Genomic DNA, 23274 nt, shown 5'->3' with positions numbered 1-23274 from the left:
TGTGTCTTTAAAAAGAAATGTCATAGCCAATTATGTCAGCCAGATTTATGTCGCGCTGGTCGGTATCCTCATTCTTCCTCTTTACATCAAAGGTATGGGGGCTGAAGCCTATGGATTGATTGGCTTTTTTACCATGCTGCAGGCTTGGTTCGCCCTGCTCGACCTGGGGCTTACGCCAACAGTTGGTCGAGAGACCGCAAGATTCAGGGCGGGCAGCATGTCGGCCATTGATTACCGCCGCCTGCTACGTGCCCTGAGCGTGATATTTATGACAATCGCACTCTTGGGCGGTGGTGCGTTGTTGCTGTTCTCGCAAGAGATTTCCACCCATTGGTTGAAGATTGAGACATTGAGCCAAGATGATGTCATCGCAGCGCTCAAGGTTATGTCGATTTGTGTTGCATTGCGCTGGATGGGAGGGCTTTATCGCGGTGTGATTAGCGGCAGTGAGCGTTTGGTCTGGTTGAGTCTGTACAACATGGTCATCGCCTCGCTGAGGTTTATTGCCGTTTTTGTCAGCATGGAGATCTACGGCTACACCATCATGGTGTTTTTCATTCACCAGCTTATGGTCGCAGCCCTTGAGTTGCTCGGGCTTTTCGCCATGGCTGGAAAACTCACTCCGAGCTGTGCGGACAGCCGCGAACGCATAGGTTGGTCTTTTTCGACGGTCAGTCCACTGTTGGGTTTCGCTTTGAGTATCGCCTTCACCTCGTCGGTTTGGGTGTTGGTTACGCAGTCCGATAAATTGATTCTGTCAGGCGTTCTGTCGCTGGCAGACTACGGTCATTTTACGCTGGCGGTTCTCGCCGCCAGCGGCATCATGGTGCTGAGTGGGCCGGTGAGCAGCGCGATTTTGCCTCGTATGGCGAGGTTGCATGCCGAGGGCAAGGCTGATGAGGTCATACGGGTCTACCGCATGGCAACCCAGTTTACTGCGATCTTCATCGGTGCTGTCTCCATCGTGCTCGCTTACTGCGCTCGGCCATTGCTCACAATCTGGACGGGAGATGCCCTTCTGGCTGACACCGTGGCTCCTGTGCTGAGCCTGTATGCCTGTGGCAATGGTTTCCTGGCGTTGGCAGCTTTTCCGTACTACCTGCAGTACGCAAAAGGGAATCTGCGGTATCACCTCATTGGGAGCTTGATCACTGTTGTTGTTCTGGTCCCTGCCATGGTGCTTGCGGCTTCATCGTTTGGCGGCGTCGGGGCCGGGTGGGCGTGGCTGTTGGTCAATGCAGGATTCTTCTTCCTTTGGGTAACTTTCGTGCATCGCAGGATCGCACCAGGGCTTGAGTGGCATTGGTTGTTCAAAGACTGCCTACGGGCAACGGTGCCTACGGCGTTGGTGTTGGGGGGCGTTGTTCAGATGATCGACTTCTCCAACGACAGGTTGATTGCGCTTCTTCAGATCATGGGGCTGGGGGTGTTGGCATTGATTGTAGCGGTCAGTTGTTTTGCGTCTTCCGTGCGTGTGCTGTATCGACAGGCAAGGGGGTAGGGCGTGAAAATGTTTTTGATGAATAGGTCCCGGGGGCGGTCGTGTCGTGCCTAGAGAAATTACGTTGAAAAAAAAGGGTGCTGTAGTCTTCCTTGGGGGGATGAATGCAATGCCTATGATGTATGCGATGGAGTTGAGGGCACGGGGTCATGCGTGTGTTTACTTCGTGGATGCTTCGCCAGCCGATAAACTGTCTCGTCCAGAAAATCACTACCCTGATATTGACTACCCCTACCCTGAATGGATTGTTGAACATACTTTGCCATCGCAACTGCTGCTGCTGTTGCTGCCGAGGTTTTTTGCTTGGCTCTATACTCGAAGAATTCGCAAACATGCAGGTGAGGCGGTAGCTTGCCTGGTGCTTAACGGTTTTTTTACGGCGTTGGCGCCCTACCTGGACAAGCACTTCAAGTTGGTCACCTTGTCGCATGGCGCGGACTTGGATGTTTGGGCGAATACTGCGGGAGCAACGCAACTGGCTCAGGGGTTGCGTGGGCGGTCGTTGTTCAAGTATCTGCCTGGCAAGTTGTCGGCTTTGCTGATTCGTAAGTTTGTTTCCATGCAATATCGTGGCTATTCACGCTCAGATGTTGTTGTGTATTTTCCAAGAGGCCTGAATGCTGCCGGAGATCGTATTGTCGAGCAGTTGGTTCATGATGGGGTGCGCTATGTTCCACGGTATGATATCTCATTTGAACCGTTGAGGCATGAGGCACGATACTTCAAGGATGATAATGGGCCATTGACGATTTTTTCCGGCGTGCGCTTCTTGTTTGAAAGCTTTCCCGACGGCAACACTGAATACAGTAAGGGCAACGATATTATCATTGCCGGTTTGGCCGCATATTACAGAACCCATCAAGACCTCCGCATCCATTTTGTTGAAAAGGGGGAGGATGTCCAGCGCGCCAGGCAATTGTGCCGGGATTACGGTCTGGAACCTGCGATTACTTGGCACAAGGAGATGACATTGAAGGAAATGTTATCCCTGTATCGGGCGGCGGATGTGTGTTTTGACCAAGTCGGACCCAATTGGATTGGTGCCATTGGTGGTTATGCGTTGTGGCTCGGGAAACCGTTGATTGCCAACGACAGCAAATTGGTTTCGACCGGGTTGTGGCCTGCCGATAATCCGGTGTGCTCGGCGTCTTCGGCAGATGAAGTTGCCGAATGGCTTAAGAGGCTGGAAGACCCGGCGCTACGTCGGTCAATCTCGGAACGCTCCAAGGTTTTTGTGGAGGCGAACATGGGGCCGGCGCTCGCTGTCGACAGGATATTTTCGTCATGATGCTCTGTGGGAGAAGAGCATGATGGGGCGTGTTTCTGTTTACCGGATGTTCATTTTTCTGGCGGCGGTCAGCTACGCCGTTGCGCTGTCGACCCTGCCATTGGATATTTTCAAGGACCGCCTTAATTATCTGGCGTACGTCGACAACGCATGGTTGTTGTTGTCGTATAACTGGGGGCGAGGGGCGCTCAGCTTCTTGTCCAATGAGCCGGTATGGCTACTGATCAACGGTGTGTTGGGTGATTTCTTTGACCGTGAGTCAGCACTCAGAATAGTTATCGGCATTCCGGCGTTTATCGTTTCCTTCCGGGTGCTGCGCTCGCGCCCGGAGAATGTGCTGTGGTTGCTGCTCTTCCTTTTGCTGCCCCAGGTCATAAAAAACCACATTATTCATCTGCGCCAGGGCTGTGCCATTGCGGTCTTTTTAATGGCGTGGTTCTCCCACAGGCGTTATGTGAAGTATGCATTGTTCGCCTTGACCCCGTTTATCCACTCCTCGTTCTTCTTTGTGATGGCTATCTATAGCCTGTCTGGCGCGCTCGTCTACCTGCGTCTGGGGGCATCTTTACGGACGATCGTTTACGCCGCCAGTGGTTTGTTTGTGGGGATGGGGTTGAGTGTCATCGGAGTCCTGCTTGAGGCTCGGCAAATTGGCGAGATGGCGGGCACCGGACTTGAGGTCAGCGGATTGGGATTTGTGTTCTGGCTGTTGATACTGCTTCTGTTCAAGCTGCAGGGGCGTGTGTTTTTGAGGGAAAATGCCTTCGCGGTCGGGTTTTTGATCTTTTATCTGGCAACCTACTTCCTGACGGTTTTCTCGGGGCGGATTTTCGAGAGTTGCCTGATGATCGTGTTGTTGGCGGGGCTGAATATGAGCAGGTCATGGCGACATGTGTTTGCCGCCATGGTTGTTGCCTATGGTGCCTTTGGCTATTTCATGAATGCCGGGTTGCCATGGTTTGGGTTCGCGGCGAATGTCCCCTGATGATTTTGAACTGGCCGTTGAACCGCACGTCCTATGCCGGACCACGTGCCTCAAGGTTCGCAGTGGAGCAAGGTGATAATTCATTCAGTGCGTTTGGCTATGTAGTGTAGTGTGCTGCTTAAAAGCGGGGCGGGATTTCGTTCGGTAGTGATGGGGAATTGATGAGCCGAGTTTTATTGATCGTCGTGAATGATGCTGGATTTTTCCTCTCGCACCGGCTGCCTGTTGCCGAGTCTGCGCGCAAGGAAGGTTTCCTCGTTCATGTCGCCACTCAGGAAGGCTGCGCAGTAGAGCGTTTGGTAGCCCTTGGTTTCAGCCATCATGCGCTTCCCCTGTCACGCAGCGGCAAGAGCCCGTTGGGCGAATTGAAAGCACTGTTGGCGATATGGAAGCTATGTTGGCGCCTGCGTCCGGATGTCCTGCACCTGGTTACCATCAAGCCTGTACTTTACGGCGGTATTGCCGCTCGTCTTTCGCCTGTCAAAGGAGTCTTGGCCGCCATATCCGGCCTTGGGTTCATCTTCATGGCCGAGGGGCGCAAGGCGGCGCTGTTGCGTAGTTTGGTTGCGTTTCTGTATCGCGTGGCACTGGGTAAGCGGAACCTTCGGGCAGTGTTCCAGAATCCAGATGATCAGCGGGCGTTGACTGAGCTAGGCGCCATCACCGAACAGAAGAGCGTACGTATTCGCGGCTCGGGGGTAGACCTTTCGCAATATCAGTACCTTCCCGAAGCCCCCGGCATTCCGGTGGTCACACTCGCTGCGCGGTTGTTGCGCGACAAAGGCGTTCTTGAGTTTGTCGAAGCGGCCCGATTGCTGACTGAGCGGGGTATTCAAGCCCGCTTCCAACTGGTCGGTGATCCTGACCCTGGCAACCCTACCAGCATTCAGGAAGGCGATCTCGCTCATTGGCAGGAGCAAGGCATCGTACACTGCCTGGGTTACCAGAGCGATATCGCATCGGTATTCGCACAATCGCATATCGTGGTGCTCCCATCGTACCGGGAGGGCTTGCCGAAAGTGCTGGTCGAGGCTGCCGCCTGTGGCCGGGCTGTCGTCACAACTGATGTCCCAGGGTGTCGAGACGCTATCGAGGCCGATGTGACCGGACTGCTGGTGCCGGTGCGTGATAGCGAGCGCCTGGCCGAAGCAATCGAGCGCCTGTTGAATGACAAAGGGTTGCGCCAGCAGATGGGGGCGGCGGGAAGAGCGCTTGCAGAACGTGCCTTCGCCATCGAAAGCATCGTTGAGCAGCACCTGGAAATTTATCGCACCTTGGAGAAAAACGCTTGATGTTGCGAAAAGTGCTGGTTACCGGAGCCTCGGGTTTCGTCGGTTCTCGTGTGGTCGAGTATTTGCTGCTCGATCAGCGATTCGATGTCCAGGCGGCTTTGCGTAACCTTCAGGCGCATGTACCTGAGGGAGCGACTGCAGTACGCATTGCGCCTTTGGAGGGTGATCATTGCGACATGGATCTGCAGGGGGTCGATACCGTCGTCCATTGTGCCGCTCGTGTCCACGTGATGAACGAGCAGTCGGCAGACCCGCTCGCTGCTTTTCGCAAGGTGAATGTCGAAGGTACTCTGGCCCTAGCCCGGCAGGCTGCAGCCGATGGCGTTCGGCGTTTTATCTTTATCAGTTCGATCAAGGTAAATGGTGAAGGTACCGATGGTCGCCAACCTTACAGCGCTGATGAAGCACCGCTGCCTCAGGATCCCTACGGCATTTCCAAACTGGAAGCCGAACAGGCACTTCATGCACTGGCGGCGCAAACTACCATGGAAGTGGTCGTCATTCGTCCCGTGTTGGTTTATGGGCCAGGGGTGAAGGCGAATTTCCAGTCCATGATGAAATGGCTGCACAAAGGCGTTCCATTGCCGTTGGGTGGCATCCGCAACCAGCGGAGCATGGTGGCGCTGGATAATCTTGTGGATCTGATCAGGGTCTGCATCGATCATCCAAGCGCTGCAGGCGAAGTGTTTCTGGCCAGCGATGGTGAGGATCTATCCACTCCCGATCTGCTGCGGCGCACCGCTCGAGCTCTGCAAGTCAAGGCCAGGCTATTGCCAGTTCCTGCCTCCTGGCTGACAACGGCTGCGCGAATCATCGGCCGCCCAGCGATGGCCGCGCGTTTATGTGGCTCGCTACAGGTCGATATTGGCAAGACACGGCGCCTGCTTGACTGGACGCCACCTGTAAGTGTCGACCAAGCATTGGGCACAACTGCCCGTCACTATCTGGACCTGGAACGTTCGAACGCATGACTCTCTGGCTGTTTCTCCCGTTACTACTCCTGTTGGCCTGGTTGTTGACCGGATGGCTGCGCCGCTATGCCTTGGCCCGCAGCATCATTGATGTGCCCAACGCCAGGAGTTCGCATACCGTCCCTACTCCGCGTGGCGGTGGGGTCGCCATCGTTGTGTCGTTCCTGGTAATGGTGCCTGTGCTCGCCAGTCAGGCGCTGCTGGACTGGAGCGTCGCCTGGGCATTGCTTGGGGCCGGCACGGGTATCGCCATACTGGGCTTTCTCGACGACCATGGTCATATCGCCGCCCGCTGGCGCCTGCTCGGACACTTCGGCGCTTCGGCCTGGGTACTGTTCTGTCTCGGCGGGTTACCGCCTCAGGAGGTCTTCGGGCACACCCTCGAACTCGGCTGGATTGGTCACTTGCTGGCGTTGTTCTATCTGGTCTGGCTACTGAATCTCTACAATTTCATGGACGGGATCGACGGCCTGGCAAGCATCGAGGCTATTTGCGTCTGCCTGGGCGGAGCTTTGCTATATGTATTCGCAGGGCATCCTGTTCAGGTGTGGGGCTGTATTGCTCTGGCATGCGCGGTGGCAGGTTTCCTGATCTGGAATTTCCCCCCGGCCCGGATTTTCATGGGGGATGCGGGCAGCGGTTTTCTTGGCATCGCCTTGGGCATCCTGTCCCTGCAGGCTGCCTGGAGCGACGCTGCGCTGTTTGCCGGGTGGTTGATCCTGTTGGGCGTCTTCATCGTCGATGCTACCACTACGTTGATTCGCCGGCTGTTGCGTGGCGAGAAGGTCTATGAGGCTCACCGTAGCCATGCCTACCAGTTTGCATCCCGTCAGTTCGGACGACATCTGCCAGTGACCTTGGCGGCACTGGTGATCAATTTGGTGTGGCTGCTGCCGTTGGCGGTCGCGGTGACGCTGGGCTGGCTCGATGCTGGTGTCGGTGTATCGATCGCATATGCGCCGTTGGTGGTGCTTGCATTCACGTTCAATGCTGGTCAGCCGGAGAACCGTTGATCGAGTGTCACTTCCGGTGTGGAACATTCAGAAAATAATGTAACGGCGCTGCTTTCATGTGCAGAAGCGCAGGACAAAGAGTGGATATGGATAGATTGAGAAAACGCATGCTCGCGCTGCCGCGCCGTTACAAGCGCGCGCTGCAGGTTGTGACCGATCTCGTGTTGGTCTGGCTGGCACTCTGGATGGCATTCGTAGTGCGGATCGGCTTCGACGAAATGAACAATCCGCTGGGTGGGCACCTGTGGTTGTTCGCATCGGCGTCGGTGATCGCGATTCCAATTTTCATTCGCTTCGGTATGTACCGCGCGGTCATGAGGTACTTCGGTAACGACGCGCTGATCACTATTTTCAAGGCGGTCAGCCTTTCGGCGTTGATACTTGCGCTCGTGGTGTACTGGTACAGCAACCATCAGACTGTTGTGCCGCGTTCGATCATCTTTAACTATTGGTGGTTGAGCCTGGTGATGATTGGCGGGCTGCGCTTGCTGATGCGTCAGTATTTCCTCGGCGACTGGTATGCCGCCAAGCAGCATGTCCCGTTTACCAGTCGCGACAACGGCTTGCCCAAGGTGGCTATTTATGGAGCAGGGGCTGCGGGCAATCAATTGCTGGCGGCTTTGCGCATGGGCCGGGCGATGCACCCCGTAGCCTTTATCGATGATGATGAATCGATCGCAGACCGGGCTATTTCTGGTCTTCAGGTGTTCCGCAGTACTGATATACAGCGCATGCTCGACCTCACGGGGGCCGAAGAGGTGCTTCTTGCGATTCCTTCGGCCACCCGGGCTCGGCGCCGCGAGGTTCTGGGGCAACTGGAAAAGTTTCCGCTGCACGTGCGAAGTGTGCCCAGCGTTATGGACTTGGCCAGTGGACGGGTAAAGGTGGACGATATCCAGGAAGTGGATATTGCCGATCTTCTCGGGCGCGATGCTGTCCCGGCGCAAGCCGACCTGCTGGCGCATTGCATCACTGGGAAAGTTGTCATGGTCACTGGGGCAGGAGGCTCGATCGGTTCGGAGTTGTGCCGACAGATCCTCATGCTTCAGCCGCGCGCACTGTTGCTGTTCGAACACAGCGAATTCAACCTGTACAACATCCATGGCGAACTTGAGCAGCGTATCTGTCGGGAGGCGCTGTCGGTGCGCCTGGTGCCGTTTCTCGGCTCGATTCGTAACCAGAAACACTTGTTCGATACCATGAGCATCTGGCGCGTCGATACGGTTTACCACGCCGCTGCCTACAAGCACGTGCCGATGGTGGAGCACAATATCGCCGAGGGCGTAATCAATAATGTCATCGGGACATTGAATACCGCGCAGGCGGCGCTGCAAGCGAATGTGGCCAACTTTGTGCTGATTTCCACTGACAAGGCCGTACGTCCTACCAATGTCATGGGCAGCACCAAGCGTCTGGCCGAGCTGGTGTTGCAGGCGTTGAGCCAGGAAGTCGCACCGGTATTGTTCGCCGATTCAGGCAACGTCGCCCGGGTGAACAAGACGCGCTTCACCATGGTGCGCTTCGGTAATGTGTTGGGGTCGTCGGGGTCGGTGATTCCGTTGTTCCACAAGCAAATCAAGGGCGGTGGGCCGTTGACGGTCACCCACCCGAAGATCACCCGCTATTTCATGACCATTCCGGAAGCGGCTCAATTAGTGATTCAAGCCGGCTCGATGGGCCAGGGCGGGGACGTGTTCGTTCTTGACATGGGCGAGCCCGTCAAGATTGCCGCACTCGCCGAGAAGATGATCCATCTCTCGGGGCTGAGCGTGCGTTCTGACAAGAATCCTCATGGAGACATTGCGATTGAGTTCACAGGCTTGCGCCCTGGTGAGAAGCTCTATGAGGAGCTGTTGATCGGCGATAACGTTTCTCCGACTGATCACCCCATGATCATGACGGCGAATGAAGATTGTCTTGCATGGGAGCCGCTGAAGGAGAGCCTGAGCTTGTTGGTAAAGGCCGTGGCTGACGAGGATTTCAACCATGTTCGCCAACTGCTGCGTGAGTTGGTTAGCGGCTACAGCCCGGAAGGCGAGATTGTCGATTGGGTCTACCTGAAACGTCGGCAGGATATCTGAGCACAAGGCACGCAATGGCGTGCCATGCTGCATTCATCCATGCCTGATGGTGAGCGTAGCTGCGCGAGGGCGCTCCTTTGACATTCTTGAGACGTTTCCATTCTGAATTTTTGTAGCGCTTGTCTGGTTTTTGTAACGAAAATTTCACCTTTCTCTTCGCATAACGCCACAGATGATGGCACAATCACCCGATTCATCGCCTGATGACAGGGACGTTCCTCCGATATAGAACCGGTACGCCGAGAGCAAATCTCGCGTGGTTCTTGATTCTGTGCTCCTGAACCATCAGCAGCCCAAAATCCGGATTGTCAGGAATCGTTGTGACCAGCATTACCCAAGCCCCCCGTAGAGCCGAAAGCACCGATATCGATCTGATTGAGATGTTCCGCTTCGTCTGCAAGCAGAGCTTCATGATCGGGGGGGTGTCCCTGGCCTTTGGTCTGGCAGGACTTGCCTATGCCCTGCTCACCACGCCTGAGTACCGGGTCAGTACTTCATTGCGGCCAGCTGCGATCAACGAACTGGATGCGCTCAATCGTACCCAAATCTATGAGCTGCCGACGGATAAAGCGCTGATTCGCGTCGGTGCCGCCCTGGACTCCTATGACGTCAGATTGGGCTATTTTCTTGCCAATCCCGATCTTTTCGGGCCTTTCCTTCACGGTGGGCAGACGCAGGAGCAGGCCTTTGAAGAGTTCAATCAGGGCTCGCTCAACCTTGTGCTTCCGGATGCTCGGAAGAAGCTCGATTTGTTGAGCGCCTATATCGGCCTGGAAATGACGTACGCCAAGGGTGTCCAGGGCGCTGAAATTCTCAACGGCTTCGTCAAATATGCGATCGATCATGAGCGCGAGGAAATTGCGGCCGACCTCAAGGTCATCGTCAGCAACAGCCTGAAAGAATTGCATGAAAAATTGAACGCCTCGCGAGCCGCCTATCACGCCAACAAAGAATCCCTGATTGCCGAACTGCTCGAGAAGGATGGCCTCAAGCAGGCACAATTGGTGGACGAACTGAAGGCTTTACGCGGACAGCTCAAGGCTCGTCGTGCCGATCGGATCGCTCAATTGGATGAGGCGATCAGCATTGCACGCTCCCTGGGTTTGAAAAAGCCATCTACTCCGTCTTCGATGGCGGACGCGAGCGAGTCAGGCAGCAATATCATCCGCACTGAAGTCAGCAATCGTGAGGTGCCACTCTACTTCATGGGCACTGATGCGTTGGAGGCAGAACGCAGTGTTCTGCGCCAACGCACGTCCGATGACTTTACCGATCCCCGCGTGGCGCAGATAGGCAGGGAGCTGCAACTGCTGAAGAACAACCGCACGGTCGAGGCGCTCAAGGCGCGGGAAAATGAGGATGTCTTCCTCAAGGATATCCATGAACTCCGTGCCGAAATCAATCGCCTGAACAAGCTCGATCTGAATGTAGAACGGTTGAATCTTGTCAGTATCGATCAGTTGGCGTCTGAGCCTCGAAAGCCGGTCTGGCCCAAGAAGTCGTTGCTGGTGTTGTCGGGGCTTGTCCTGGGTGGAGTTATCGGGGTTGCGCTAGCGCTGGCGCGATTTTTTGTCCGTCGCCGCCAAGGTGTTCGCTGAGGGGCGTGAGTCTCAAGCACTGCAGATATGGATAATGCTGCCTTGAAGGTACCGCAGAGTATTTTTCGTCTCGTCAATGTCGCGTTGCGAGGCATGACGCTCGGCAGCAAGTTCTTGCTGATCTTTCTCCTGGCTCACTTCCTTGCACCCAGTGAGGTAGGGCTCTATGGCTTGATCGCAGCGGCGATCAGTTATGCACTGTATCTGCTGGGTTTTGATTTCTACACCTACTCGACCAGGGAGTTGCTCAAGCGCGAGCCCGCAGCGTGGGGTGGGGTCCTGAAATCACAAGCCGCTTTATCGGGTGTGCTCTACATGATCTTCCTGCCGTTGCTCGGCTTGTTGTTCGTATGGGGGCTTCTGCCATGGCGCATGTCTGGCTGGTTTTTCATCTTGCTGGTGCTTGAGCATGTCAATCAGGAGGCTTTCAGGATTTTCATCGCAGCCTCGCAACCTCTCAGGGCCAGTGTTCTGCTGTGCTTGCGCTCTGGCGCGTGGGCGTTGGTGATTGCTATGGCCATGGCGATTTCTCCCGAACTGCGTTCTTTGAAATGGGTGCTGATGGCGTGGGGGATAGGCGGTGTCAGTGCCTTGTTGTTGGGCGCATGCTGGTTGAGACGCATGCCGATTCAAGGGTGGCGTGACCGGGTCGACTGGCGCTGGATTTTGCGCGGCCTGAAGGTCGCTCTTCCACTTGTGTCCGCGACGCTGGCTCTGAGGGCGCTGTCGACACTCGATCGCTATTGGTTCGAGTACCTTGGCGGCCTGGATGTGCTGGGCGCCTATGTACTGTTTGCCGGGATCAGTTCGGCCTTGATGGCATTTCTTGACGCGGGGGTTTTCAGCTTTGTCTATCCGGCCCTGATCAAGGCCTGGCAGCAGGGCGATGCCACTGCATTCCGTCTACAGCAGCGCCAGTTACTGCAACATACGGTCGTGTTGTCTGGCGTGTTCTGTTGCGTGAGCCTGCTGGCTATCGAGCCTTTGCTGACGCTTCTGGACAAGCCGATTTATCTCGAACACGTGTCGATCTTTCCCTGGCTGCTGGCCGCCTCCGTGCTTTACGGGCTTGGCATGGTCCCGCATTACGCGCTGTACGCCCAAGGTCACGATCGCAGCATCATTTACAGCCATCTCTTCAGTGTGCTGGTTTTTGCGGGTGTCACGTTGGTCGCTTCCCGCTACAGCCATATCTTTGCTGTGCCACTCGGTGTGGTGGCGGCGTTTACATCGATCCTGTTGTGGAAGACGGCGCGTTATTTCCAGTTGACCCCAAAGCGGTTGCTCCCCGCAACCGATTGAATCAAGCGACATCTTGTTTATTTAGGAAGCTGTTTCATGTTGAGCGACAAGACCATTCTCGTAACTGGAGGTACCGGCTCTTTCGGGAACACCTTCGTGCCGATGACACTGGCCAAATACAACCCTAAGAAGATCATCATCTTCTCTCGCGACGAGATGAAGCAGTGGGAGATGGCAAAGCAGTTTGCAGGCGATCCTCGCGTGCGTTTCTTCATCGGTGACGTGCGTGACAAGGAGCGATTGCATCGTGCGCTGGATGGTGTCGATTACGTGGTTCATGCTGCAGCGACCAAGATCGTTCCGACCGCCGAGTACAACCCGTTCGAGTGCATCAAGACCAACATCATCGGTGCGATGAATCTGATCGATGCCTGTATCGACAAGGGTGTAAAGCGCGTGGTGGCGCTTTCAACCGACAAGGCGAGCAGCCCGGCCAATCTTTACGGCGCAACCAAGCTTGCGTCAGACAAGCTTTTCGTTGCCGGTAATTCCTATGCTGGCGCTCATGACACACGAATGGCTGTCGTGCGTTACGGAAACGTCATGGGTTCGCGCGGGTCGGTGATTCCGTTCTTCATGTCTATCAAGGAACAGGGCGAATTGCCCATTACCGACCCGCGCATGACGCGTTTCATGATCTCCCTGGAAGAGGGCGTGGAGTTGGTGTGGCATGCCTTCGAGGATATGGAAGGTGGCGAAATCTACGTCAAGAAGATCCCTTCCATGAATGTCGTCGATCTGGCTCGCGTCATTGCACCGCAAGCCCGGCAGAAAGTTGTGGGAATTCGTCCCGGCGAGAAGCTCCACGAGCAGATGATCAGCGCTGAAGACGCACATTACACCTACGAGTATCTGGAGCACTTCAAGATTCTGCCCGCGATCAATGGCTGGTCGAACTGTGAGAAGCGCATCAAGGATGGACGGCAGGTACCAGAGGGCTTCACCTACGCCAGTGACTCGAACTCGCAGTGGATGAGCGACGAAGAGCTGGAGGCATGGATCACCGCCAACAAAGCCAAGATCGGGAGTATCTGATAGATGATCCCGTACGGCCGGCAGGACATCACCCAGGCTGATGTCGATGCAGTTATATCGGTGCTGCAGTCTGATTTCCTGACTCAAGGACCCATGGTCCCGCGTTTCGAGCAGTTGGTGGCCGAGCAGGTGGGTGCGCGCCATGCGCTGGCGGTCAATAGTGCGACGTCGGCTCTGCATATTGCCTGCCTGGCCTTGGGGCTGGGGCCAGGCGATTATCTGTGGACAACGCCGATAACCTTCGTCGCGTCGGCCAACTGCGGTTTGTACTGTGGCGCTACTGTCGATTTCGTAGACATCGATCCTCGAACCTACAACCTCTGTGCGACGGCTTTGGCAGCCAAGCTGGAAGTGGCAGAGCGTGAGGGGCGCTTGCCGAAGATCGTGGTGGCAGTGCACCTGTGCGGGCAGCCGTGCGAGATGGTGGCCATTCATGCGCTGGGTCGGCGTTACGGTTTCAAGATCATCGAGGATGCCTCCCACGCGGTAGGTGGCAGATACCAGGGTGCTTCTATCGGGAGCGGCGCGTATAGCGATATCACGGTGTTCAGTTTCCACCCGGTAAAGATCATCACTACCGCCGAGGGCGGGATGGCTGTGACCAACGACGATGATCTGGCTGCTCGGATGGCGTTATTGCGCAGTCACGGGATCACCCGGGACCCACAGCAGATGGTCGGCGACAGTCACGGCCCCTGGTACTACCAGCAGATCGATCTGGGCTTCAACTACCGTATGACCGAGCTTCAGGCGGCCCTGGGCATCAGCCAGCTGGCACGTCTGGACGACTACGTCGCTCGCCGTCACCAATTGGCTTCACGTTACGACGAACACCTGGCTTCTCTGTCGGTCACTACTCCCTGGCAACACGCTGACAGCTATTCCGGATTGCACCTTTACGTTATTCGCGTGCAGGAGGAAAAGATCGGCAGATCCCACCGCTCGGTATTCGAGTCCCTGCGCGAACAGGGTATCGGGGTGAACCTTCACTACATTCCTGTCCACACCCAGCCTTACTACGTGCAGATGGGGTTTGTGGCGAGCGATTACCCGCAGGCCATGGCCTATTACCGGGAGGCAATAAGCCTGCCGATGTTCCAGACCATGACCGAAGTGCAGCAGGATGAGGTGATTGCGGCGCTGATCGAAGCGATTCGCCCATGAAAGTCGCCATCATTCCTGCGCGTGGCGGTAGCAAGCGGATACCGCACAAGAACATCAAGCTGTTTGGCGGCAAGCCGATGATTGCCTGGTCCATCGAGACTGCGTTGCACAGTGGCTGTTTCGATCACGTGATCGTTTCCACCGATGATGCTCAGGTCGCCGAGGTTGCTCAGGAGTATGGCGCCCAGGTGCCTTTCATGCGTCCTGCCGAGCTTGCTGACGATTATTGCGGCACGGTTCCGGTAATCCAGCACGCCATCAACGCGTTTCTGCCCGATGCCGATGCCGCGACAGCGCTGGTGTGCTGCCTATATGCAACGGCTCCGTTTGTACGGGCAGAAGATTTGCGTATTGGGCTGAGCAACGTCATGCAGGACGAGGTGGACTTCTCCTTTTCGGTTGCCCGTTACCCCTATCCGATACAGCGGGCGCTGCAGCTTAACGCGGAGGGGCGTTTGGAGATGATGTATCCGGATCACTTCAATACCCGTTCGCAAGACCTACCCGAAGTCCTCCATGACGCGGGCCAGTTCTATTGGGGGACTGTTCGGGCCTGGTTGGAAGGACTGCCGGTCTTCGGCTCGGCCTCGGTTCCCGTCGTCCTTCCTTCGTACAGGGTGCAGGACATCGATACGCCCGAGGACTGGGAGCGTGCCGAGTGGATGATGCGCGAGATGTGGCGGAAGACCTCCTGATGAAGACTGTGTCATCGGTGCTCCCAGCCGTGGACCTTGCCAATAAGCGCATGGTGTTCCGTGTCGATGCATCCACGGATATCGGTATCGGTCATGTGATGCGCTGTCTGACGCTGGCCGACGCGTTGGTCTTGCGCGGGGCGCATTGCGAGTTCATCTGTCGGATGCATCCTGGTCACCAGAGCCGGCTGATCGCCGCCAGGGGCTACCGTGTGCACGAACTTCCCGTCATGCAGGTTAGCGAGGCACAGCAGCAGGGGCAGAACGATCAGTACTCGCGCTGGCTTGGTGCGTCACAGGCGCAGGACGCCCGCGCCTGTGTCGAGCTGTTGGGCGATGTCCCTGTGGATTGGCTGATTGTGGATCACTATGGCCTGGATATCGCCTGGGAGAAGGTTCTGCGTGCCTCGGCGCGACATCTGTTGGTGTTCGATGACCTCGCCAATCGTGATCACGATTGCGACGTGCTTCTGGATCAGACTTTCGGTCGCGATGTCGCTGATTACCAGAAGCGTGTGCCTGAGCACTGCATGAGCCTGTGTGGTGCTTCCTACGCCGTGCTGCGTCCCGATTTCCAGCAGTTCAGGCCCGTCAGCTTGAAGCGTCGCCAGAGTCCAGCCCTCGAGCATGTATTGATCAGCCTGGGGGGGGTGGATAAAGCGAATGCGACGGGAGCCCTGCTTGGAGCCCTTGCCCAGATCGAGCGGTACGATATCTCTCGCATCACTGTGGTCATGGGCGCGAGTGCGCCGTGGTTGGAGGATGTCAGGCGACTTGCCTCGAACATGCCGGTGCAGACCGACGTCAAGGTCAATGTGCAGGACATGGCGCAACTGATGGTCGAGGCAGACCTCGCCATTGGCGCGGCCGGCTCTACCACATGGGAAAGATGCTGCCTGGGGCTGCCCAGTTTCATGTTGGTCGTGGCCGACAACCAGATGTTCTCTGCGCAACAGATCGCACAGTCCGGCGCGGTACAGATGCTGGTGCTGGATGAAACATTGCCCGACCAACTCAGTGCCTTGCTTGCACGGGCTTCGAAGGAGCCGGACTTTCTTCCGGGCATGAGTTCAAGGGCGCGTGAGATCGTCGACGGCGACGGTGTACAGCGTGTGGTTCTGACTATTCGGGAACTGAGTGGGAATAGGCAAATGCGGGCATTAGGCACTCTGCGAAGTATTCAGGACGACGAGCTCGAACTGATGCTCGCCTGGCGTAACGCTCCAAGCGTGCGCAGCAACATGTACACCCGCCATGTGATTTCCCTGGAGGAACACCTGGCCTGGTGGCAGCGCGCGCGATTGCGCGCAGACCAGCAGTACTTGATGTACGAGTTCAATGGCGTGCCGTGCGGAATTGTCGGTTTCACCGATATCGACGACAGCAACTCGACCGCCAGTTGGGCATTTTACGCCGACCCCGAGGCGCCAAAGGGGACCGGTTCACGCATGGAGTTCCTGGCGTTGGAGCACGCATTCGATGTACGCCGGTTGCACAAGCTGAGCTGTGAAGTCCTGGCGTTCAACAGTGGCGTCGTTCGGCTGCACCAGAAGTTTGCATTCACCGTCGAGGGTGTCCTCAGGCAGCAGCACCGGGTGAATGACGAGTGGGTCGATATCGTGTGTCTGGGCTTGCTGCGTGAAGAGTGGGCGTCACACCGCCCTTCGATGCTGGAAAAAATGAACAAGATCACTCGAGGTTGAAGTTGAGTCCGACCATTTCGATTGCTGGCCGCCCCATCGGTGCCAGTCATGCGCCCTACATCATTGCCGAGCTCTCAGCCAACCATAATGGCAAGCTCGAAACTGCCTTGAAAATCATCGAGGCAGCGAAGCGCGCTGGTGCCGATGCGGTGAAGTTGCAGACCTATACGGCCGATACCATCACGCTCGACAGCGATGATGAGGCATTCCGTATTCAGGGCGGGCTCTGGGATGGCCGACGCCTGTATGACCTTTATCAGGAGGCCCATCTTCCCTGGGCATGGCATGCGCCGTTGTTTGAGCATGCGCGCAAACTGGGCATCACGATCTTCAGTTCCCCGTTCGATAACAGCGCGGTCGACCTGCTTGAAGGCCTCAATGCCCCTGCCTACAAGATCGCCTCCTTCGAGGCGGTCGACCTGCCGTTGATTCGGTATGTGGCTGCTACTGGCAAACCGATGATCATTTCGACGGGCATGGCTGACGGAGACGAAATTCAGGAAGCGATCACGGCGGCCCGGGAGGCAGGGTGCAAGGAATTGGCCATTCTGCATTGTGTCAGCGGTTACCCTGCACCGGCCTGCGAGTACAACCTCAGAACGATGGCGGACATCAGCCAGCGCTTCGGGCTGGTCACCGGGCTCTCGGATCACACGCTGGATAACACCACCGCCATCGTCTCTGTGGCCTTGGGAGCCTCGATCATCGAGAAGCACTTCACGCTCGATAGACGTGGTGGCGGGCCAGACGACAGCTTCTCGCTCGAGCCGTCTGAACTCGAAGCGCTTTGCCGGGATAGCAAGACCGCCTGGTCCGCGCTTGGGGCTGTGAATTACGGGCGCCAGTCAAGCGAGCAGGGGAATGTGAAGTTCCGCCGTTCGTTGTACTTCGTCAACAACCTGCAACCTGGCCAGGTCGTCACCGCTCAGGATATTCGCAGTGTGCGCCCAGGTTACGGCCTTGCACCCAAAGAATGGGACAAGGTGGTAGGGCGAACAGTGGCAGCGCATGTCCAGGCCAATACGCCGGTGTCGGCAGAGATGTTGGTCGGTTATGAGCGTTGATGCACTTCGCTGCTCGAGAGTTTGCAAATGATACGGATAGTTGTCTGCCAGACCCCCTTGCATTTTTTTCTGTGCCTGACGCTGCTCCCACCCTCTGATGCGCAAACCATCCTTGTGTTCGTGGAAGAGTCCGATGTGAATGAGCGTCTCGTGACGGCCATTCAGGCGCTGCATCGTGCTTCGCTCATCCGCTTGCCTGGCAACCGCAATCATTCTTCCAAACACGCGCGTTTCCTGCAGAAGTACCGCAACGTACGGCAGTTGAAGCGAGACCCACGGATCGCGGGTGCTGATGAGCTGCTGATCTTCAATGACACCACCCCTGAAGGCCAGTACCTGATGGACGTCGTTGCACGCCGTAACGGCCGTATTGCGCTTGGAGAGGATGGCGTCGCGACCTATGCATTGGGTGGAGTGATTCCCTCGGGACGCTTGAACCGATGGCTGGGTAAGCTGCTGTTTGGTTTGTGGTGGGCGCCGGGTGAGCGGATAGGGACCAGTGCGCGCATCGGGCATGTGCACGCATCATTCCCTCACAGGCTGCGGAACGATGTCGCTGTGGGCCGGACACTGACTTCGCTTGTACCCATTGTCCGTGATGATTTGCCCGATGCGCTACAGGACCTGGCATTCGAGTTTGCACAAGGTGCCTCGCTGTGCCTGGTGCCACTCATCGCTTCGGTCGGCATCGAGCATGCCCGGCGCTTCGTCATGGCCATGAATGCCGACGGTGTGCCGCTTGTCATCAAGTTCCATCCTCGGGAAAGTGAGGAGAACATGGGGCATCTGCTGTCTGCAGTCGACGCGGTAAACGCGAGCATTGCACCGAGTAGCATGCCTGCCGAAATGTTGTATGCACTCACGGAAAACTGTCCAACGGTCATAGGCTTTCGAAGTTCTGCATTGCATATCATCGCTGCGCTGTACCCTCGGGCCCGCGTCAGGTACTACGAGTTCTCGGCGCGGGATGAAGGCGGGCAGTGGCTGAGTTTCTATGACAGCCTGGGGTTGACCGCTTGGCGCTCGGCTACCGAGGGCTCGCATCTGCCAGGCGTGGTACCAAGGTGATACAGACACTCTTCTGGACGGTACTGCTGTCGAAGTATGTGTTCTGGCTGATCGCTCCGGACAACTATTTCGCCGTGATGATGCTTTGGATCGGGCTGCTGGCCGGGTTATCTGCGCTGCAGTTCTTGCGTAATGAGTTCGTCGTGTTTCCGCTTTCTACGCTGTTCGTCCTGATGCTGCTGTATAGCGGATGGACGTTGGTGTGCTGCTTCCTGCCCTGGTCAGAAGGCAAGGCCACCGGAATCGCCTATGCGGTGCTGCCATTGCTTGCCTGGCCTTTCATTCCACCGCGGATCAATTTCATACCCGCCCTCAACGCATTCGCGTTGGGTGTCGTTTTGGCGGCGAGCATCCTGATCCTGTTCATCACTCTCAGGATGGATCTGGCTGTTCTATCCTCGCGCAGCGAAGGTCTGGCCCAGATCGGCCCGAACACCATTTCCTTCATCTGTGCACTGGGTTTGTTCTGCGCATGGCACCTGGGCGCTGGCACGGCAAGCGGGATCGCTTCCTGGCTGTACTTCATCCTCGTCGGGCTGTTCAGTACCGTGGTGCTGCTGACGTTCAGCAAGACGATCATTTTGGTGTGCATGGTGGCGCTGATCCTGCCGCGCGTCTCATTTGGCAGCCTCAAGTCGGTTTTGCTGACGATGATGTTGGGCGTGTTGAGTTCAATTGCGCTGCTGATGGTGTTCCTGCTCGTCGAAGACCAGGTCTATGACTATCTGGAGAGCAAGAACTCGCTTTCCAACTTGTCGGGTCGGACCCTGATCTGGGAGGAAATCCTGCACAGCCTTACCGGTTGGCGTTTCATTCTTGGTGCGGGTTACAACGCTTCGATCAATGTTTCACAGGCCGCCGGGTTTCAAGTGTTTGGTACCGAGGCGTTTGCGCAGGCACATAACGCGCTGATCGAAGCCATCGTCAATACCGGTCTGCTGGGGGCGGTCATGTTGATGAGCGCCGTGGTGTTGTCGTTTGCAGTGTTGTGCCGACGACTCAATACCTACGATGAGCATGAAAGCCGGCTGAGTGTCAGGTTGATGTTCTCGATCATGACCATGTTTCTGGCGCGGGCGATCACCGAAGGATCATTTGCCCAGCCTGGAACCGTGGACACTGCAATCATATTTTTCCTGGTAGGTTGTATTTCCGTAGTCAAGGCGGATCGCGAGTGCAGGCTTTCTCTGCGTGCGGTGTGAGCGTGACGACGGGGTGAGTGAGGTTGTGAAATGAAAGTGTTGTTGGCGCACAAGTACCATAGCCTCAAGGGTGGCGCGGAAGTTTTTTATTTTGAAGTGGCTAACTGCCTGAAGCGTCATGGGCATGAGGTGGCTTTTTTTAGCACGGAAAGTGACGAGAATCTTCAGGGCAATGATCCTCTGTTCGTGGTGCCCGAACCACAATATCTGTCAGGTCGCCTGATGACCCGATTGGCGGCCGCCAAGGATATCTTTTATTCGGTGCATAACCGCAAGGCCATGCTGGCGGCGATCGACGCCTTCAAGCCGGACCTGATTCATGCTTTTGCGATTCATGTGCACCTGACGCCAGCCATTCTTGAGGCCGCCAAGGAACGGGGTATTCCGGTGATCATGTCGTGTAATGATTACAAGCACATCTGTCCGAATTATAAGTTACATGATGGCAAGGCGCTCTGCGAGTCGTGCAAGGGGGGGCGGTTTTATAATGCCGCGCTCAAGCGCTGTAGCAAGAACTCGCTGATCTTCAGTGTCGCTTCGGCGTTGGAGGCTTATATTCACCGCATTTCGAAAGTCTATGACAGGCTTGTGGATAAGTATCTGTTTTCCAGCGTGTTCATGTTGGAAAAGACGCGTGAATTTTGGCCGGGCAAAGCCTTTCGCGCAGGCATCCTGAAAAACCCCTTCGATGTCGGGGCGTTTCAGCCCGTTTATACCGGGGACTATGCGCTTTACTTTGGCCGGGTCATTGAAGAGAAAGGCGTCGACCGGATCATCGAGGCTGTAGAGAAGCTATCGATTCCTGTAAAGATCGTGGGCGATGGACCTGACCTTGCGCATTTGAAGGCACTGTGTGAGCAAAAGCATCTTACCCATGTCGAATTTTTGGGACCGCTGTGGGGAGATGCGCTTAAACCTGTCCTCGAAGGCGCGCGTTTCATTCTGGTGCCCTCTCTTTGGCACGAGAACTTCCCCTATGTGATCTTCCAGGCATTTGCCGCCGGGAAGCCGGTCATAGGTTCGCTGCGCGGGGGCATTCCTGAATTGATCAGCGCCGAGCGCGGCTTGCTGTTCGAGCCCGATGATCCCCATGCCCTGGCTGCCTGCATGAAACAACTTTGGAACGATGCGCCGCTCTGCACACGCCTGGGCATCAATGCTCGAGAGTATGTCGAGTCTGAGTTTTCCGATCAGGTTTTCTACGAGACGTTGATGCGACACTACAACGAAGTCCTGTCATGAGAGTTCTGGTATTGGGAGGGCATGGCTTCATCGGTGCCAATGCCTCGAGAGCGTTGCTCGAAGCAGGACATGAAGTGGTGACATACGCCAGGCGTTCGAACGGGCGCGTACCCGGAACGCGTTGGATCGAGGCCGACTTTAATGATGCCGTTGCATTATCCGCAGCCCTTGAAGGTATCGATGCGGTGGTGCATTCGATCAGTGCCACCGTGCCGTCCAGCAGTGCACTGGACCCCATGGCGGATATCAATCAGAACCTGATCGCGACAGTAACCTTGCTTCAGGCCATGCAGCGCAGCGGCACGCGCAAGTTGGTATTTCTATCTTCGGGCGGAACGGTCTACGGCAATCCGCAGTACACACCGGTTACGGAGCAGCACGCGCTGGATCCGATTTCAAACTATGGTGCCGTCAAGGTGGCCATCGAGAAATTTATTGGTGTGGCTCGCGCCGCCTGGGGATTGCAGGCGGTCATTTTGCGTCCCTCCAATCCATTTGGTGTGCTTCAGGATATCTCCAAGGGGCAGGGGTTTATTTCTACGGTGCTGGGTAATCTTTTGGAGCAGAAGACCACCCAGATATTCGGTGATGGCTCGGTCGTTCGGGACTATGTCTATGTCACCGACCTTGCACGTCTGGTCGTTCGCGCCGTCGAGGCGCAGGTGGATGGAGTATTCAATGCCGGTTCAGGTTGTGGGCACAGTATCAATCAAGTGATCGACGCCGTTCAGAACATTACCGGTCGGTCTGTCCCTGTCCATCGTCTGCCTGCACGAGGTTTTGATGTGCGGGAGATCGTGTTGGATTGTACAGCAGCAGGTGAGGCTTTCGACTGGAAGCCTGTCATATCACTTGAACGCGGCATTGCCATGCAATACGCATGGCTCAAGACCCAATACTGAAAGTTTTTGTGGGGAGTTTTCATGCGTCGCCAGTTGTCGATTTTGGGTATCCGGGGCATTCCTGCCGGACACGGTGGGTTCGAGACCTTTGCTGAGAAATTGTCCCTGTACTTGGTAAGCAAGGAATGGGATGTGGTGGTTTATTGCCAGGAAGAGGGCGAAGGGGCTGTTACTGAAAGTGCCTGGAACGGTATTCGCCTGGTGCATATTCCAGTCAAACAAACAGGTGCACTGGGGACGATCGTGTTTGACTGGAGGGCGACGTGTCTTGCCCTCAAGTCGACCGGGCTGTTTTTGACGTTGGGCTACAACACCGCCCTCTTCAACGTCCTGCAGAGACTCAAAGGTCAAGTCAATGTCATCAATATGGATGGCATTGAATGGAAGCGTAAAAAATGGGGGCGAATCGCCAAGACCTGGTTCTGGATCAACGAGCGTATCGGTTGTCTTACCGGTAATTATCTGGTTGCGGATCATCCGCGCATAAGGGCGCATCTGGCGACGCGCGTGAGTGCGGCAAAGATTTCCATGATCCCCTACGGCGCAGAACAGGTGCTGGATGCCGATGCTTCTGCGTTGGAGGCTTTCTCGCTGGCGCCACAGGCTTTTTCCGTAGTAATCGCCAGGCCCGAGCCCGAGAACTCCTTCCTTGAAATTGTTCGAGCCTTCAGCCTGCGACCGCGACAACACACGTTGGTCGTTCTCGGCAAGTTCGATGTGGATCGCAATGCCTACCACCGGGCAATCGTCGCGGCAGCCAGTAACGAGGTGATATTCCCTGGCGCTATCTACGACAGTCGCAAGATCAATGCCCTGCGTTTCTATAGTCGTTTCTACATTCATGGGCATCAGGTTGGTGGTACCAATCCCTCGCTTGTCGAGGCGTTGGGGGCGGGATGTGCGGTCATTGCTCATGACAACCCGTTCAACCAATGGGTTGCAGGGGCGGCTGCCCGCTATTTCGCAGACGAACGCCAGTGCGCGCAGCTGTTCGACCAGATTCTGACAGATGACTCGATCCTGCAGCCGATGAAAACATGCAGCCAGGAGCGATTCGAGCAGCAATTCACCTGGCCGCGGATTTTTTCTGAATACGAAGCGCTTCTCACCAAGGCTTACGAAAACGTTTGATGTATCGGCTCAAGCCGTTTCAGGACTGGTAAACGAC

General features: G+C 56.2%; 19 protein-coding genes. All 19 read left to right on the top strand.

Annotated elements, in window-relative coordinates:
* Position 1: 1 nt before the first annotated feature.
* The 19 genes from HU729_RS08420 (at position 2) to HU729_RS08325 (ending at position 23237) form a co-directional block, all read left to right on the top strand.
* Entirely contained in the window at positions 2 to 1501 is a 1500-nt protein-coding gene (locus HU729_RS08420; RefSeq protein ID WP_186709528.1) for a lipid II flippase MurJ, read from the top strand.
* A 109-nt stretch (positions 1502 to 1610) separates the two neighbouring features.
* Complete coding sequence (locus HU729_RS08415) at positions 1611 to 2789, top strand: hypothetical protein (protein WP_186709527.1); 1179 nt, start codon at positions 1611 to 1613, stop codon at positions 2787 to 2789.
* Positions 2790 to 2808: 19 nt separating this feature from the next.
* The gene (locus tag HU729_RS08410) at positions 2809 to 3774 is read left to right on the top strand and encodes an EpsG family protein (protein ID WP_186709526.1); all 966 of its coding nucleotides are present in this window, start codon (positions 2809 to 2811) and stop codon (positions 3772 to 3774) included.
* 161 nt (positions 3775 to 3935) lie between these two features.
* Positions 3936 to 5066, top strand: a complete 1131-nt coding sequence (locus tag HU729_RS08405; protein WP_186666615.1) for a glycosyltransferase family 4 protein — start codon at positions 3936 to 3938, stop codon at positions 5064 to 5066.
* On the top strand, positions 5066 to 6037 hold the full coding sequence (locus tag HU729_RS08400) for an SDR family oxidoreductase (protein ID WP_186666613.1): 972 nt from the start codon (positions 5066 to 5068) through the stop codon (positions 6035 to 6037). Before HU729_RS08405 ends, HU729_RS08400 begins: the two co-directional genes overlap by 1 nt.
* A complete protein-coding gene (locus HU729_RS08395; protein ID WP_186666611.1) occupies positions 6034 to 7050 on the top strand; it encodes a glycosyltransferase family 4 protein in 1017 nt (338 codons plus the stop codon). Before HU729_RS08400 ends, HU729_RS08395 begins: the two co-directional genes overlap by 4 nt.
* An 86-nt stretch (positions 7051 to 7136) precedes the next feature.
* Positions 7137 to 9131, top strand: a complete 1995-nt coding sequence (locus tag HU729_RS08390) for a nucleoside-diphosphate sugar epimerase/dehydratase (protein WP_186709525.1) — start codon at positions 7137 to 7139, stop codon at positions 9129 to 9131.
* Between the two features lie 320 nt (positions 9132 to 9451).
* Positions 9452 to 10729, top strand: a complete 1278-nt coding sequence (locus HU729_RS08385) for a Wzz/FepE/Etk N-terminal domain-containing protein (RefSeq protein WP_346655292.1) — start codon at positions 9452 to 9454, stop codon at positions 10727 to 10729.
* Positions 10730 to 10756: 27 nt separating this feature from the next.
* Positions 10757 to 12031, top strand: a complete 1275-nt coding sequence (locus HU729_RS08380) for a hypothetical protein (RefSeq protein WP_186709523.1) — start codon at positions 10757 to 10759, stop codon at positions 12029 to 12031.
* A gap of 36 nt (positions 12032 to 12067) precedes the next feature.
* Positions 12068 to 13066 (top strand): UDP-N-acetylglucosamine 4,6-dehydratase (inverting), encoded by a 999-nt coding sequence (pseB, locus tag HU729_RS08375; RefSeq protein WP_186666604.1) that lies wholly within the window; start codon positions 12068 to 12070, stop codon positions 13064 to 13066.
* A 3-nt stretch (positions 13067 to 13069) separates the two neighbouring features.
* Positions 13070 to 14230, top strand: a complete 1161-nt coding sequence (gene pseC / locus HU729_RS08370) for a UDP-4-amino-4,6-dideoxy-N-acetyl-beta-L-altrosamine transaminase (RefSeq protein WP_186666602.1) — start codon at positions 13070 to 13072, stop codon at positions 14228 to 14230.
* Positions 14227 to 14925: a pseudaminic acid cytidylyltransferase gene (gene pseF, locus HU729_RS08365; protein WP_186666600.1), complete on the top strand. Its 699-nt coding sequence runs from the start codon at positions 14227 to 14229 to the stop codon at positions 14923 to 14925. Before pseC ends, pseF begins: the two co-directional genes overlap by 4 nt.
* Positions 14925 to 16628 carry a UDP-2,4-diacetamido-2,4,6-trideoxy-beta-L-altropyranose hydrolase gene (gene pseG / locus HU729_RS08360; RefSeq protein WP_238348334.1) on the top strand — a complete coding sequence of 568 codons (1704 nt, stop codon included), beginning with the start codon at positions 14925 to 14927 and terminating at the stop codon, positions 16626 to 16628. The genes pseF and pseG overlap by 1 nt, the downstream gene beginning before the upstream one ends.
* Before the next feature lie 2 nt (positions 16629 to 16630).
* Positions 16631 to 17692 (top strand): pseudaminic acid synthase, encoded by a 1062-nt coding sequence (gene pseI / locus HU729_RS08350; protein ID WP_186666598.1) that lies wholly within the window; start codon positions 16631 to 16633, stop codon positions 17690 to 17692.
* Positions 17693 to 17719: 27 nt separating this feature from the next.
* Positions 17720 to 18760, top strand: a complete 1041-nt coding sequence (locus HU729_RS08345; RefSeq protein ID WP_186666596.1) for a polysialyltransferase family glycosyltransferase — start codon at positions 17720 to 17722, stop codon at positions 18758 to 18760.
* Entirely contained in the window at positions 18709 to 19962 is a 1254-nt protein-coding gene (locus HU729_RS08340) for an O-antigen ligase family protein (RefSeq protein ID WP_186709521.1), read from the top strand. The genes HU729_RS08345 and HU729_RS08340 overlap by 52 nt, the downstream gene beginning before the upstream one ends.
* A 30-nt stretch (positions 19963 to 19992) precedes the next feature.
* Positions 19993 to 21204 (top strand): glycosyltransferase, encoded by a 1212-nt coding sequence (locus HU729_RS08335; RefSeq protein WP_186709519.1) that lies wholly within the window; start codon positions 19993 to 19995, stop codon positions 21202 to 21204.
* Positions 21201 to 22106, top strand: coding sequence for an NAD-dependent epimerase/dehydratase family protein (locus tag HU729_RS08330; RefSeq protein ID WP_186666590.1), 906 nt, complete (start codon positions 21201 to 21203; stop codon positions 22104 to 22106). Before HU729_RS08335 ends, HU729_RS08330 begins: the two co-directional genes overlap by 4 nt.
* A 21-nt stretch (positions 22107 to 22127) precedes the next feature.
* Positions 22128 to 23237 carry a DUF1972 domain-containing protein gene (locus HU729_RS08325; RefSeq protein WP_186666588.1) on the top strand — a complete coding sequence of 370 codons (1110 nt, stop codon included), beginning with the start codon at positions 22128 to 22130 and terminating at the stop codon, positions 23235 to 23237.
* Positions 23238 to 23274: the final 37 nt, after the last annotated feature.

The sequence above is a fragment of the Pseudomonas sp. RW10S2 genome, assembly GCF_014268985.1.
Lineage (GTDB): Bacteria > Pseudomonadota > Gammaproteobacteria > Pseudomonadales > Pseudomonadaceae > Aquipseudomonas > Aquipseudomonas wayambapalatensis.
This window is presented reverse-complemented; position numbering and strand designations above follow the sequence as displayed.

What these genes read in the sequence shown, in the direction of transcription:
- HU729_RS08415 (WP_186709527.1), top strand. Translation starts at nt 1,611, where the DNA reads ATGCCTATGATGTATGCGATGGAGTTGAGGGCACGGGGTCATGCGTGT.
- HU729_RS08410 (WP_186709526.1), top strand. Translation starts at nt 2,809, where the DNA reads ATGATGGGGCGTGTTTCTGTTTACCGGATGTTCATTTTTCTGGCGGCG.
- HU729_RS08405 (WP_186666615.1), top strand. Translation starts at nt 3,936, where the DNA reads ATGAGCCGAGTTTTATTGATCGTCGTGAATGATGCTGGATTTTTCCTC.
- HU729_RS08400 (WP_186666613.1), top strand. Translation starts at nt 5,066, where the DNA reads ATGTTGCGAAAAGTGCTGGTTACCGGAGCCTCGGGTTTCGTCGGTTCT.
- HU729_RS08395 (WP_186666611.1), top strand. Translation starts at nt 6,034, where the DNA reads ATGACTCTCTGGCTGTTTCTCCCGTTACTACTCCTGTTGGCCTGGTTG.
- HU729_RS08390 (WP_186709525.1), top strand. Translation starts at nt 7,137, where the DNA reads ATGGATAGATTGAGAAAACGCATGCTCGCGCTGCCGCGCCGTTACAAG.
- HU729_RS08380 (WP_186709523.1), top strand. Translation starts at nt 10,757, where the DNA reads ATGGATAATGCTGCCTTGAAGGTACCGCAGAGTATTTTTCGTCTCGTC.
- pseB (WP_186666604.1), top strand. Translation starts at nt 12,068, where the DNA reads ATGTTGAGCGACAAGACCATTCTCGTAACTGGAGGTACCGGCTCTTTC.
- pseC (WP_186666602.1), top strand. Translation starts at nt 13,070, where the DNA reads ATGATCCCGTACGGCCGGCAGGACATCACCCAGGCTGATGTCGATGCA.
- pseF (WP_186666600.1), top strand. Translation starts at nt 14,227, where the DNA reads ATGAAAGTCGCCATCATTCCTGCGCGTGGCGGTAGCAAGCGGATACCG.
- pseG (WP_238348334.1), top strand. Translation starts at nt 14,925, where the DNA reads ATGAAGACTGTGTCATCGGTGCTCCCAGCCGTGGACCTTGCCAATAAG.
- HU729_RS08345 (WP_186666596.1), top strand. Translation starts at nt 17,720, where the DNA reads ATGATACGGATAGTTGTCTGCCAGACCCCCTTGCATTTTTTTCTGTGC.
- HU729_RS08335 (WP_186709519.1), top strand. Translation starts at nt 19,993, where the DNA reads ATGAAAGTGTTGTTGGCGCACAAGTACCATAGCCTCAAGGGTGGCGCG.
- HU729_RS08330 (WP_186666590.1), top strand. Translation starts at nt 21,201, where the DNA reads ATGAGAGTTCTGGTATTGGGAGGGCATGGCTTCATCGGTGCCAATGCC.
- HU729_RS08325 (WP_186666588.1), top strand. Translation starts at nt 22,128, where the DNA reads ATGCGTCGCCAGTTGTCGATTTTGGGTATCCGGGGCATTCCTGCCGGA.